Annotated in this window: 12 protein-coding genes; 5 read left to right on the top strand and 7 right to left on the bottom strand. The window is 34.2% G+C overall.

Annotation, left to right across the window (positions count from 1 at the left end):
• From J6V67_RS02295 to J6V67_RS02310, 4 genes are all read left to right on the top strand, one after another.
• A partial coding sequence (locus J6V67_RS02295) for an SDR family oxidoreductase (RefSeq protein ID WP_291857902.1) occupies window positions 1-222 on the top strand: 222 nt, incomplete at its 5' end.
• 44 nt (window positions 223-266) lie between these two features.
• Window positions 267-1,232 carry a ketoacyl-ACP synthase III gene (locus J6V67_RS02300; protein ID WP_291857904.1) on the top strand — a complete coding sequence of 322 codons (966 nt, stop codon included), beginning with the start codon at window positions 267-269 and terminating at the stop codon, window positions 1,230-1,232.
• A 10-nt stretch (window positions 1,233-1,242) separates the two neighbouring features.
• Window positions 1,243-1,455, top strand: coding sequence for a hypothetical protein (locus J6V67_RS02305; RefSeq protein WP_291857906.1), 213 nt, complete (start codon window positions 1,243-1,245; stop codon window positions 1,453-1,455).
• Window positions 1,448-1,981, top strand: coding sequence for a GNAT family N-acetyltransferase (locus J6V67_RS02310; protein WP_291857908.1), 534 nt, complete (start codon window positions 1,448-1,450; stop codon window positions 1,979-1,981). Before J6V67_RS02305 ends, J6V67_RS02310 begins: the two co-directional genes overlap by 8 nt.
• A 109-nt stretch (window positions 1,982-2,090) precedes the next feature.
• On the opposite strand, the gene groL is transcribed toward J6V67_RS02310, so the two are convergent.
• Window positions 2,091-3,728 carry a chaperonin GroEL gene (gene groL, locus J6V67_RS02315; RefSeq protein ID WP_291857910.1) on the bottom strand — a complete coding sequence of 546 codons (1,638 nt, stop codon included), beginning with the start codon at window positions 3,726-3,728 and terminating at the stop codon, window positions 2,091-2,093.
• A 15-nt stretch (window positions 3,729-3,743) separates the two neighbouring features.
• Window positions 3,744-4,007, bottom strand: a complete 264-nt coding sequence (gene groES, locus J6V67_RS02320; protein WP_291857912.1) for a co-chaperone GroES — start codon at window positions 4,005-4,007, stop codon at window positions 3,744-3,746.
• A 242-nt stretch (window positions 4,008-4,249) separates the two neighbouring features.
• Here groES and J6V67_RS02325 point away from each other — a divergent pair, with 242 nt between their 5' ends.
• A complete protein-coding gene (locus J6V67_RS02325) occupies window positions 4,250-6,814 on the top strand; it encodes a hypothetical protein (protein WP_291857914.1) in 2,565 nt (854 codons plus the stop codon).
• A 48-nt stretch (window positions 6,815-6,862) separates the two neighbouring features.
• Here J6V67_RS02325 and J6V67_RS02330 read toward each other — a convergent pair whose 3' ends face one another.
• From J6V67_RS02330 to J6V67_RS02350, 5 genes are all read right to left on the bottom strand, one after another.
• Window positions 6,863-8,137: an aminotransferase class V-fold PLP-dependent enzyme gene (locus J6V67_RS02330; protein ID WP_291857916.1), complete on the bottom strand. Its 1,275-nt coding sequence runs from the start codon at window positions 8,135-8,137 to the stop codon at window positions 6,863-6,865.
• 55 nt (window positions 8,138-8,192) lie between these two features.
• The gene (recG, locus tag J6V67_RS02335) at window positions 8,193-9,992 is read right to left on the bottom strand and encodes an ATP-dependent DNA helicase RecG (RefSeq protein ID WP_291857917.1); all 1,800 of its coding nucleotides are present in this window, start codon (window positions 9,990-9,992) and stop codon (window positions 8,193-8,195) included.
• Entirely contained in the window at window positions 9,992-11,230 is a 1,239-nt protein-coding gene (locus J6V67_RS02340; RefSeq protein WP_291857919.1) for a pitrilysin family protein, read from the bottom strand. Before J6V67_RS02340 ends, recG begins: the two co-directional genes overlap by 1 nt.
• Window positions 11,230-12,672, bottom strand: coding sequence for a pyruvate kinase (gene pyk / locus J6V67_RS02345; RefSeq protein ID WP_291857921.1), 1,443 nt, complete (start codon window positions 12,670-12,672; stop codon window positions 11,230-11,232). The genes J6V67_RS02340 and pyk overlap by 1 nt, the downstream gene beginning before the upstream one ends.
• 91 nt (window positions 12,673-12,763) lie before the next feature.
• The gene (locus J6V67_RS02350) at window positions 12,764-14,110 is read right to left on the bottom strand and encodes an FAD-dependent oxidoreductase (RefSeq protein ID WP_291857923.1); all 1,347 of its coding nucleotides are present in this window, start codon (window positions 14,108-14,110) and stop codon (window positions 12,764-12,766) included.
• Window positions 14,111-14,161: the final 51 nt, after the last annotated feature.

Genomic DNA, 14,161 nt, shown 5'->3' on the forward strand with positions numbered 1-14,161 from the left:
ATAAATGCTGTAGCGCCATTATTTGTCAATACACCGATGTATGAGGGCTTTACTAGCGAATTTATATCTAAAGAAACTCAAGATGAACGATTAAAAGAGATAATGCCACTTGGGTTGATTGAGCCTAGTCAAGTTGCTGATTCGGTTTTGTTTTTGCTTAGTTCTAAAGCTAGTAGCATTACTGGAGAGTGTCTTAAAATCAGCTCAGGGGGGGGGATTTAGGCTTTGGTGATTCTAAATTTGAGTGTTAAAAAGGAAAGCAATATATGAAAATTGCATACTACCTACCAAGTGAGCGTATAGATAATGAATATTTTGCAACCTTAGCTAATAGTGATGAGTGGAGCTGCGAACAAATTTATAAAAAATCTGGTATCTTAAGCCGCCAAAAATCTGCTAATGATGAGCTAACTAGCGATCTAGCTGCTAAAGCTGCTTTGAATTTAAGTAAAGAGTATGATATAGACCTTGGCGATATAGATACGCTATTGCTTTGCACTCAATCGCCCCAGTATCTCCAACCAGCAACTGTCTATCTGCTTCATCATAAGCTAAATTTACCTAAAACAACAAACGCTATGGAGATAAATATAGCATGTAGTGGCTACATTCATGGTCTATTAATAGCTAAATCATTAATACTATCTAATAGCGCTAAAAAAGTACTACTATGTACAGCTGATATGTGTTTTAAAATGTTTGAGCATAGCGATATGGCTCAAAGGATACTCTTTGGTGATGGAGCTAGTGCTACGATAATTGATAAGAGTAACGCTCATAAAATTGCTCAGGTGATTAGCGGTACAGATGGGAGTGGGTTTTTTAGTATGTATAAACACCATGGAGGCTATGCTAGCCCATTTAATGGTCAAGATCCAAAAGATATAGCCCTAACAATGAATGGCCCTGAGGTTTTTTTATTCACTATTAGAGAGGTACCAAATTTAGTTAGGCAAACTCTAAAAGCAAATAATTTAAGCACTGATGATATTGACTTTTTTGTCTTTCATCAAGCAAATTTATTAATTTTAGAAGCCATTACTAAATCGCTTAAACTTGAGCGATCAAAGGTAATTTTTGATATAGAAAATATAGGTAACACATCATCATCAAGTGTGCCAATCGCCCTAAAAAGAGCCATAGAAAATGGCACTATAAAACCAGGTTCTAAGGTATTAATAGCTGGTTTTGGCATTGGACTTGCATGGAGTGCTACAGTAATAGAGATCTAAAAGGATAAAAATGGATACAAAAATAGCAAAATTTAAAGATGTAATAGAATGCGATGAGACTCTAACACCGCAAACCCCGCTAGACTCCATAGCCGAGTGGGACTCAATGGGTAAGATTAGTACAATTGTAATGTTGGCTGATGATTATGGTTATACACTTACATTTGATGAGTTAAAAAAACTAAATATTGTTGGTGATATTTTGGATTTGATGAATGAGTAAATTTAGTCGATATGGTATACAAATCGCTCCGCTAAAGCTAAAAGATATTGAAATTCTTAGAAAGTGGCGAAATGATCCTAAAATCTCTAGCTTAATGCTTAGTCAAAATGGAGAATACATCACCAAAGAGCAGCAACTAAAGTGGTATGACTCTATCAAAGATAAAACCGATGCGCTCTACTATATGGCCTTTGTGGATGAAATTGCCGTGGGATATTTTTGCTTTCAACAAATAGCAAATAGATGCGCAGTACCTGGAGAAATTTTAGTTATACCATCACAAATGGATCAAGCCAGAATCACATTTGGAGCATATTGCGCAGTTTATGATATGGCATTTGAGATACTAGGACTTGAGCAGCTTAAAGCTTACTCAAAACTAGAAAATAAACGAGCTATAAGAATGGCAAAACTACTAAATTTCAAAACCACCAATATAGATGATGAATGCATATATTTTGAACTTTGCAAAAATGATTATTATACTATGAGAGATAGCTTACTTAAAAAACTAGGGCTTAATTAAATATATTATTATACAGCTTTTATCTTAAAAGCTCTCTTGCGATGATTAATAAAAAAATAAATTTAAATCAAATAAAAATTTGACAGCCCATAGGCTGCCAAATTTGGGCTTACATCATACCGCCCATTCCACCCATACCGCCCATATCAGGCATTGCTGGCATAGCTGGTTTATCCTCTTTTATCTCACTTACAGTAGCTTCTGTAGTTAGCAGCAAGCTTGCTACGCTTACAGCATTTTGTAATGCTACACGCTCTACTTTAACTGGATCTATAATTCCAGCTGCAAACATATCTACATATTCACCGCTAGCTGCGTTAAATCCGTAGTTAGCTTCTGTAGCAGTACTTACAGCATGAGCTACTACACCAGCGTCAAATCCTGCATTTTCAGCGATTTGGCGAAGTGGAGCAAATAACGCTCTTTTTACAATTTGTGCACCAATGAGCTCATCGCCACTTAGATTTAGCTCAACTTTATTTCCAGCTTTTATTATAGCAGCACCGCCACCAATTACAATACCCTCTTCTACTGCAGCTTTTGTAGCATTTAGTGCATCATCTACACGATCTTTTTTCTCTTTCATCTCAGTTTCAGTTGCAGCACCAACCTTGATAACTGCTACACCGCCACTTAGTTTAGCTAGACGCTCTTGAAGTTTTTCTCTATCATAATCACTTGTTGTTTCAATGATTTGAGCTTTTATTTGAGTAATTCTAGCTGCGATATTGTCTTTTGCACCTGCGCCATTTACGATTGTAGTATTATCTTTATCGATTACTACTCTATCAGCTTGACCAAGATCATTAAGAGTTGCGCTCTCAAGCGTTCTACCTAACTCTTCGCTAATCACCTCACCACCTGTTAAAATAGCGATATCTTCTAGCATAGCTTTTCTTCTATCGCCAAAACCTGGAGCTTTAACTGCTGAGATATTTAATACACCACGAAGTTTATTAACAACTAAAGTTGCTAAAGCTTCACCTTCTATATCTTCAGCGATAATTAATAATGGCTTGCCAGTTTTTTGAATTTGCTCTAGCACTGGAAGTAGATCTTTTAAATTTGAGATTTTTTTATCAAATAGTAATATAAATGGACTATTTAGCTCTACTTGCATTTTTTCAGCATTTGTGATGAAATATGGACTTAGGTAACCTCTATCAAATTGCATACCCTCAACCACGTTTAATTCATCATTGATTGATTTAGCCTCTTCAACTGTAATAACGCCATCTTTGCCTACTTTTTCCATAGCTTCAGCTATTAGATCGCCTACGCTTGTATCACTATTTGCTGAAATTGTAGCTACTTGAGCAATCTCTTTTTTATCTTCTACTTTTTTAGCTGCATTTTTTAGCTCTTCTATAACTGCAGCTGCAAATTTATCCATACCGCGTTTTACTTCGATTGGATTTGCTCCTGCTGTAATATTTCTTAAACCTTCTTTAAAGATTGCATGAGCTAAAACTGTAGCTGTAGTTGTACCATCACCTGCTTCATCGTTTGTTTTACTAGCTACTTCTCTTACTAAACCAGCACCCATATTCTCTATTGTGTCAGCTAGTTCAATCTCTTTAGCTACGCTTACGCCATCTTTTGTGATTGTAGGTGCACCAAAGCTTTTTTGAAGAAGAACATTACGGCCTCTTGGTCCCATTGTTACTTTTACTGCATCACTTAATTTTTTCACACCATTGTATAGTCTATTTCTAGCATCATCTGCAAATATAATCTCTTTTGCCATATTTTTTCCTTTATATTATTTTATAATTCCTAAGATATCTTCGCTATTTAAAACCAAGTATTTTTTATCATTTAGCGTAATTTCACTGCCGCTATATTTAGCAAATACAACTGTATCGCCCACGCTTAAGCCTTCTGCTTCTTTGCTAACTGCTACAACTTTACCTTGACTTGGTTTTTCTTTTGAAGCATTATCTGGGATAATGATACCTGAAGCTGTAGTTTTTAGCTCCTCCTCTCTTTCTACAAGCACACGCTTACCTAATGGCTCAAAATTCATCTCTATCCTTTCAAATTATTTGATTTCTTGTTAAAAATTAGCACTCTATATATTTGAGTGATGAAAATATATCATAATTTTATATATATGTCAATAAATTTTGCTCAAATTTAAATGCAATTTATCAAAAACATTTAGTCAACTTCGCTCAAGTTCTAATAAAAATTTATTCTATTATAGATAAATTTAATTTTATTAAGCTTGATTTTAGTATAATTATCTAAAATTTTTAAGGAATTTAAATGAGAGTTTTATACTGGATTTTATGGAGTTTGGCTGCTATTTTGGCAATTATTTATGTTTTGCTTTTTAGCAGTGTTGGAAATAGTATTTTAAAGCCATATATAGAAAAAATTGCCTCACATAAGAGTGGAATGGATATCAAGCTTGATGAGTTTAAACTTACTATGAGTCACCTTGATATCACTGCTAGTGTCAATAGTGCCTTAAAAGCTAGAGTTTATGGAAATTATAGCCTATTTAGTCAAGCACTTGACCTTAATTATACCGCAGCTACAAGCGATTTGAGCAACCTTGGAATAGCTATAAAAGATGATATTAGCCTAAAAGGCAAGGTAGTTGGTGAGCTTAGCAACTTCATCGCCGATGGTAGCGGCAAGATTGTTGGGTCAAATTTACGTTTTGCAGCTAGAATCAAGGACTTTGCTCCACTTGAGATAAAACTAGATGCTAAATCATTAAATTTAGCTCAAATAACAGCTATTGCTTTAGGCAAACCATATATAACAGGCAATATGAATATCCAAGCTGATATCACCAGCAAGGACACACTATATAGTGGAACAGCTAGCCTAAATATACCAAAAGCTATAACAAATAATGAGTTAATTGCAACTGATTATGGAATTAATTTACCAAATAATTTTACTATAAAGGCTGATTCAAATCTAAATCTAGAAGGTCGCACAGCTAAAGCTAAAAGTATAATTACCACACCAATTGCCGTTGCAGCAGCTCTAAATTCTATATACAATATAGATGAAAATGTATTAAATAGTGATCTAAATTTAAATATCCCAAACTTAGCCAAGCTAGAACCAATAATTGGCCAAAAACTAAGCGGAGAAATTACAGCCAAAGCTAATACAAAAATATCTAATGGAAATTTAGAGTTTTTAGATGCTGATATAAGCGGATTAGGTGGAGTTATAACTGCTAAAATGGCAGATAATAAAATAAACGCTGATATCAAAAAAATAAAACTAAACGAGCTTTTAAAGCTAGTTTCAATGCCAGCAATTTTAAATGGCAATATTAATGGGGCTGCTTTAATTACCGCACTAAATGATCCAAACAAAAGAGCTGGAAATGTAAGTATAAATATAAATGGTGGAATAATTAATGCTAATGAATTAAATAAAATGATAGGTGCAAGCCTACCTAAAAATGTAAGCTTTAATTCAGATATTCAAGCCGCACTAAAAGGTGATAATGCAGAGCTTAAAGCAAATTTAATATCTGAGATTTTAAACCTAAGCAATCTAGATGCTAGCTACAATCTAGCCCAAAATACTGCCAAAGCAAATGCCCAAGCACTAGTACCAGATTTAGCTAAGTTTGGCAATATCTCAGGCACAAAACTATCTGGTCAAATCGCTCTAAATGCAGATATAGATGCCAATTTAAATAATCAAAAATCACCGCTAAAAAGTGCCAATGTAGATATTAAAGCAATGGATGGCATAATCACAGCAAATATTGATAATGGAAAACTAAAGGCTAAAATTCAAAATATCCTAGTTCAAAATATATTCTTGATGATTGGACAAAAACCACTTTTAAATGGTGAACTAAATGGTGAACTAAATTTAGATAGCATTGATATAGCAAATCTAAATGGAAAAGGCGATATAAAGCTTGAAAATGGCGTATTAAATGCAGCTAATTTAAAAGAACTAACTAATAAAGAATTTCCGCAAAATACAACACTAAACGCACATATCAAACCAACATTTACCAACTCAACCGTGCATTTTGCCTCTATAATCAGTTCAAATTTAGCTACAATAAATAAATTTGATGGAAGCTATGATATTAATAAAAATAGCCTAGAAGCACTATATAGCGCAGATATACCAAGCCTTGCAAAACTTGAGTTTTTAACTGGAATGAAGTTAAATGGCGCACTAAATCCAAGCGGAAAAATATCAATCAATGAGAGTATAAACGCCACATTAAATAGCGATTTTATAGGCTCAAAACTAAAAATTGATATCAAAGATAATAAAGCAAATTTAAATCTATCAACATTTGAGATTGCAAAATTGCTTGAATTTTTAGATTTTATGCCATTTTATGAGGGTCAAGCTACGCTAAATGCTAACTATAATCTAGATAGCGCTAAAGGGGATTTTAATGCCGATATAGCCAAAGGTCAATTAGCAAAAAGCGAGCTAACCACACTAATAAGCACAGCAATTCAAAAAGATATCACAAAAGAAGTATTTAAAGATGGCTATTTAAAAGGAACAATTGATCTAAATTTAATAAATTTTATAACTCAGCTTAACTCGCAAAAAGCAAATATCAGTATAGCTAATGGTAGTTTAGATACTGCTACAAAAGCTATCAATATTCCAATAACAGCCAACATAGAAAAAACAGATATCGATATAAAGATAACTGGCACAAGTGATGAGCCAAAATACTCTATCAGCTCAAACTATATCAAAGAGAAAATAAATGAAGAAATTAGCAAAGGAATAGATAAACTTTTTGACAACGATAAGGAAAAAAGTCAAGGCGCTAAAGAGCTAATAAATGGCTTGCAAAATCTATTTAATTAAAATCATTAATTTGAGACTTAAATGCAAGTCTCAAATTAATACTAAATTTTAAATCAAATCCTTTCTAGCTTGCCCAATAGCATTAAGCAAATAATCTACATCATCTAAACTATGAGACCAATGCAAACTCACACGCAACCAGCCTGGCTTAAAGCTTAAAGGTTCATCATCTTTTAATCCCAATAAATCATGACCATATGGCCCAGCACATGAGCATCCAGCACGACTTTGAATTCCAAATTTTTTACTTAAAATCTGAGCTAAATCAAAAGGTGAAATACCTTTAATATTAAAAGCAAAAATAGCTAGCCTTTCTAAATTTTTAGGAGTATAATCTATCACACCTTTTATATTGGAAAGCCCTAGTTCAAATTTGTTCATCAGCAAAGTTTTTTGCTCATTTATAAACTCTAAACCAACCTTATTTCTAAGCTCGAATGCTAAATATGCTCTAACTAGCTGAGTGATCGCTGGGGTTCCAGCATCTTCAATTTGCTCTATATCTTCTAGATAATGAATGCTTTTTTTACTGACATAGCCTACTGTTCCACCAGCTGAAAATGTCGGTAAATTTGAGCTAAATAGCGACTTTCTAATTGCTAAAATACCACAACTCCCAACACCGCCAAGCAGCTTATGTGGCGAGATAAATATCGCATCACAAAGCGAGCTATCTACATTTTCATAAGCAATAAGACTTGAGGCATCTACAGCAATTATAGCGCCATATCGCTTAGCAGCTGCATTTAGCATAGCCAAATTTGTCTTTATACCAGTTACATTTGAAGCAGCACTTATGCTAATTATGATTTTTCTATTAGCATTGATTTTTAAAATTTTATCAAGCTCACCCCAGTGAAGTCCACCATCTCTAGCCAATGGAATACGAACTACCTCGCACATCCCAGTTCTATAACTAATCTCATTACTATGATGCTCATAAGGTCCTACAATCACAAGTGGCAAAGATTTTTTAATACTATCAAATTCAATATTTAATGCTATTTTAGTTGCTGGTGGGATATAAATTCCCATTATCTCTTGAAATTTTTTAATAGCAGCGCTGCTACCCTGTCCACATGGTAAAAGCAAAAAATCACTTTGTAATCTTAGTAATCTTTTTATTCCAGCACGTGCATTTTCATAGTAATTTGTGGTAATATTAGAACATTCGCTACACTCGCTATGTGTATTAGCATAGGTTTGAAGCATTCGCCTAATTTCATCTTCAATTGGTATATACCCAAGTCCACTAGCCGTCCAGTCAAAATAATAAATCCCATCTTTTAATATGATATTTTGGCGAATTTTATCGATATTCAATAGCTTTTTCCTAGATTTTTTATATTATTATACTAAATTTTTACCAAATCTAAATTTATACTGCATTTCTAGCTTTAAAATCTGCTAGCCTTTCTTTAGCTCGTTGAGTTATTAACTCATCCATATCATAGTATTCAAATGTAGCTCCATGCTGCATTGTTCCATCTAAAATATCACCAGCTTGACGGTTTTTTAGATCAATCTTAGCTACAACAAATCCATCAAGCGTCTGAGCAAATTCGTTTAATCTGCTTGGAATGTTTGCAAGCTTAGTATATAAATAGCACCAACCTCGCCCACCATTTCTACCAACTCTACCACGCAGCTGATGAAGTGAAGCAAGTCCTAGCTTTTCAGCTCCTACAATTACGATAGTTGAAAGCCGTGGAAGAGAGATCCCAACCTCAACAATAGTCGTAGCTAATAAAATATTTCCATCATTTGCAAACTTCTCTAAAACCTCATCTTTTTGCTTATCTTTACCATGTGTTACATAGACTTTTTGAAATTTATTTAACCAAAATGGCGCAGCTACACTTAGGCTTTGATAATTGCTTACCTCGCTCTCTTCTACTAGCGGATAGACAATGATCGTCTGTTTATTTTGTGAAATTTGCTCTTTGATATGTTCTAAAAGTGCGCCAAATCCACTATTTTGAATAATATGTGTGCTAATTTGCTTAGCAAATGGAATCTCTTTTAAAAAACTAAAGCTTACTAGTTCAGACTCAATGAGTGAAAGTGTTCTAGGAATTGGTGTGGCGCTAAACTGTAAAAAATGCGCTCTTAAGCTCTCATCACGTGTTAATTCATCTATCTTTTGTCTTTGAACTGAGCCAAATCTATGCTGCTCATCAATCATTATAAGAGTGCTTTTTGGAAGCTCTTGATATAGTAAAGCATGAGTACCAATGATTAAATCTGCATCATTTAAATTTATATTTTTTGCCCCTTTTTGCAGATATTTTACTCTCACAAAATCAGGCAAAAGCCTCATAGCCTCGCTATAAAGTTGTGTAGCTAAAATAGTTGTAGGCGCCATCAAAATCGAGCGGTTTGGATAATTAAGTAGGGCTGCGCCCAAGATTACCAAAGTCTTACCGCTTCCTACATCGCCCATTACTACACGCTTTGCTGCTATACTCTTAGCTAAATCTTCCTTAATATCCTCTAATGCTTTTATCTGATCGCTTGTAGGAATGAAAGGCAATGAATTAAGCCAATGCGTGATATTATAGGGCTTAATAGCAGTGGCCTTAAAAAGTACCTTTTTAGCACTAAGCTTTTTTAGATAATTATAAATTTCAATAAATTTAAGTGTATCTAGCTGTTTATTATTTAAATTCATAACCGAATTTAAAGCCTCATCGCTAAGTTCATGTAAGGCTAAAATTTGGCTAGCCTCATCACTATTTAATCCTTGGGATTTTAAAGATTCTAAATTTAGATATTTTTTGATTAAATTTTGAATTTGGTTGTCTTTTAATGCTCTTTTATAATGTGGAATAATCTGGCCAACTTTTGTAATAATTTTAGGATTACTAAACTGCCAAAGCCCATTATATAATACGGATTTACCATGGATATAGAGTCTTTTGCCACGCTTAAAAGAGGCGTAATGCCATGGCCTAGCATTAAATATCACAATAGAAACATCACACTCCCATGAGATACAATAGGCCAAAATACTAAACATCGTAGGACGAGTTATAGATGATTTAATCTCAATTTCTACGCTATTTTCACCGATATTTGGCTCATTTTTAACACGCAAATCATCAAAGCTTTTAGGCAAAATCAAAGCTAGATCAAGTAAACTTGCGATACCTAGCTCTTTTAGCTCCTTATACTCCACTATTTTGGCTCGCTATATAGACAACTATACAAGCATGCAATACTAAGCCAATTAAGCTCTTCAAGGCTAGCTATAAACTCATTTAGCTCTTTTTGCTTTAGTGATTTAATACGCTCTAAATTTAGATCAAATTCGCCCAAATCATAGCCTTGATAATACTCTTTTTGAGCTATTGCAAGACGCTTAAACATCGTCTCTTTTCTAAGCGGCTCACTACCAAGCAAGAAATTCCTAGCTGCATTTAACTCTTTTTGAGTTACGCCCTTTTTGACAAATTTAGCAATCTGGCTCTTTATTAGATGTATAGCTTTATCTTTGTTCTCATTTTTAGTCTGTAAATATCCACTCATTGAATTATAGCTAAGATTTAAATTAGCCGAACAATATACGCTATATGCTAGTCCCTTACGGACACGAATCTCCTCCATAAGCCTAGATCCAAATCCACTACTACCTAGAATAAACATTGCTACACTTAGCTTATATCTATCTTCTAAAGCAAATTTAAGTGGTGAGCCAAAATATATATAAGCCTGCTGGCTTGGTCTAGAAATTATCTCTTCTCTTTGTTCAATACTAACTTCTACAGGACTTAACTCTCTAACCTCTCCAACTTTTAATACATCAGCTAATCTATCAAATTTAACTCTCTCAAGCGCTATATCACCGCCTAAAACTATAAACATATTTTCTAAATTTAAACTATTTTCTATAAACTCTTTAATATCGCCAAGCTCAATTTGAGCGATACTTTCAGGTGTGCCGATACTAGGCGTGGCTAAGCGTGAGTTTGGATATAAAATTGCTTTTAATGCATTGCTTGCTTGATAATCAAAATCACTGTTATTTGAAGCAATTATGCCAAGTGTCTGGGTTTTTAATTTTTTTAGGATATTTTTATCATAATTTGGCTGAGCTAGTAATTCTAACAGCATATCAAAACCATATTCAAAATGTTCACTTAAACACTCTAAGCTAATTTCAAAAGTCTCATATCCAGCGCTAGCACTAAGTAAAATAGCACGCATATCAAGCGCCCTATTAAACTCATTGCTACCTAATCTCTTACTACCTTCACTTAGCAATTCAGCAGCCATTGTAGCTATGCCATGTTTTTTTTCATTGCAAATTCCAGCCACCTTAAAGACAAGCTTAATTCCAACAAGTGGCAATTCGCTACTATGTTCATAGATTAGCGCAATATCACTATTAGCGATTTTTAAATTTAATCTTTCCACTATTTTACCTCATTTAGATAGTATTTTATTTGCTCTTTTCTTAAAATTCTTATATAATTTGTACTACCAATTTTGCCAGTTGGATAGCCTGCTGTAAGCGTATAGGTGGCTTCATCGCTTATTAAATTTGCATCTTTTAGCCCTTTTATAGTATTGGCTAAAAGTAGATTTAACTGATTTTGTGGCACAACTAAACTTGGAGTTACACCCCAAACAATAGTCAAACTTCTAGCCACACTCTCATCATGAGTTACAGCAATTATTGGCATAGTTGGACGATTACGAGCCATCTTAATAGCACTTGAACCGCTACTAGTAATTGAAATAATAGCATTTGCCCCTATCCTTTGAGCTAGATGCGAGCTAGCGCTTGCTACCATATCAGTTTCATCAGCAAATTCAAACTCATCAAATTTGCCATATGGATACATAAGCTCACTTTGAACTATTGTTGCACTCATAGCTTTTACTACTGCGGCTGGATTTATTCCCACAGCACTCTCCTCGCTTAGCATAACAGCATCAGTCCCATCTAATACAGCGTTTGCTACATCGCTTATTTCAGCTCTTGTTGCACTTTGACTCTTTGCCATTGAGAGCATCATTTGTGTAGCAGTAATTACTGGGCGGTTTGCAGCGTTAGCCTTTTTAATGATTAGCTTTTGAATGGTTGGAACTTTATAGTATGGCACCTCAATACCAAGATCTCCACGAGCAACCATAATTCCATCACTAGCTTCTATTATGCTATCAATATTTTCAACTGCGTCAAATTTCTCTATTTTTGCAAATATTTTAGCTGTTGAGTCAAATTCTTTTAAAATCGCTCTAGCATTTATAATATCATTTGCATTTTGCACAAAACTAATAGCAACAAAATCTACGCCATTTTGCGCTCCAAATAACATATCGGCTCTATCTTTTTGAGTAATAACATCAATATTTAGCTTAGTATTTGGGAAGTTTACACCCTTATTTGAGCTTAGTATGCCATCATTTTCTATTACAGTTTCAATCATATCTGGCAGACATTCTACTACCTTTGCCTTAATCATTCCATCATATAAATATATATATTCACCCTCTTTTAACAAGGATAAAATTTGGGGCTGATTTATGCTAAGTTCATAAATTTCTCCATTTTTGCGGCCAATTATACTCTCTTTTAATACATTTAATCTATCACCTGCTTTTAACTCAAATGGTTCATTTAATGTACCAATTCTAATTTTTGGCCCACAGATATCTTGAAGTATTCCAACTCTAATTCCTAGAGCGTTTGAAGCCTCTTTTATCTTAGTAATTGTAGATTGATGATGTTCATGTGTTCCGTGTGAGAAGTTTAGTCTAAATACATTTACTCCCTCTATAATTAAGGATTTAATAACCTCAATAGAATCACTAGATGGGCCAATTGTTGCTACGATTTTTGTTTTTTTCATATTTGCTCCTGATTTTGGCGAGTGTGCCAAGGATAACTTTAGAAAACTTTTAAGGTATGAAGTAAATTTAGGCGGATTTCTCCGCCTGATATTAGTCAAATAGCTCTTCGTTTAGCTTAGCTTCGTTGAAGTTTCTACCTAGATATTCGCAAACCTCACGCACATCTCTTAAAGCATTGCCAAGACAGCTAGTAGCCCCTGGACTTGGTGTCATATTAAAGATTATACCAGTTTTTGGATTAATACTCGCCTCGCCTAGCATTAGCTTTTTCTCAGTTTTATTTAAAACTTGTGGGCGAACGCCGCCAAAGCCTTTGGCATAATAGATATCATTTGTAGTTAGGCTTGGGACAATTTTTCTAGCATCTTTTACAAATAACTTTTTATTAAGATATGGTACTTCAAATAAGAAATTGCGTAAGATGTAGTTACGAATTTCGCTATCTTTAAATAGGTCAAACAAGATACCAGCAATAGCTGTGTCAAAATTTAAAGTCTTACAAAAGTCAAGGAAGCTACCCCAATTCTCATGATATCTCTCAAGCTTAGGTAATGCAAGTGCTGTTGGTCCAAATCTTGTACAACCATCAGCTAAGATATCTGGGTCACCATGAAGCGCAGCAAATGGAAGTTTTGGATTTTGCACCATATAAACTTTACCATTTAGAAGTTTTTGCTTAGTTAAATAGAAACTTCCAGCTACTGGCAAGCAACCAAAGTCTAAACCATAGCCCATTTTATGTGCTAAATATAGTGAATGAGCACCAGCATTTACTACGACAAAATCAGCACTAATTGATAAACCATTTGCGGTTTGGATATAGAATTTATCACCATTGCGATAAATTTCATCTACTCTTGAGTTTAAATATACATCGCATTCGCTTTTATCTTTTTTAGCATTTTCTATAAATGTAGTTGTAAATGCACCATAATCAACTGTAGTATATTCTCCGCTTTTTACACCCATACCAACTACATTTTCAGCCCTATGAGTGCCATCACTATTTAAAATAATTTTTGGCTCAATTTTAGCTAATTCAGCCTTATCATAAAACTCCAAATATGGATAAAGCTCTTTAAATTCCTCATATCTATTTTTAATATAATCTACTTCGACATCGCCTACGCCAATTGCCATTTTTTGACCATCAAACATATATTTACCTTGATAGCCGTGTTGTAAACCGTATTTTACTACCATTCTAGCAGTTTTGCTTACCTTTTGAGCCTTTTCAAATGTATAGTTTGTCTCTATATCACCACAATGTACAGTCTGCGAATTAGCTGTTCCTTTTGAATTTAGCGTGGCAAGACCGCCGTACTTTTCTACTAATGCAATACTTTTAACATCTGTATATCTTGCTAATTCATATAGTAGCGCACCACCACTGATACCACCACCGACTATCACCACCTCGTAGTGTTTTTCTTTCATCCTTAACTCCTAAGACAATTTTTGAATTCCGTAGTATATATTAATAAAACT

Origin of the sequence: Campylobacter sp. (assembly GCF_017646085.1) — a bacterium.
Classification (GTDB): Bacteria; Campylobacterota; Campylobacteria; order Campylobacterales; family Campylobacteraceae; genus Campylobacter.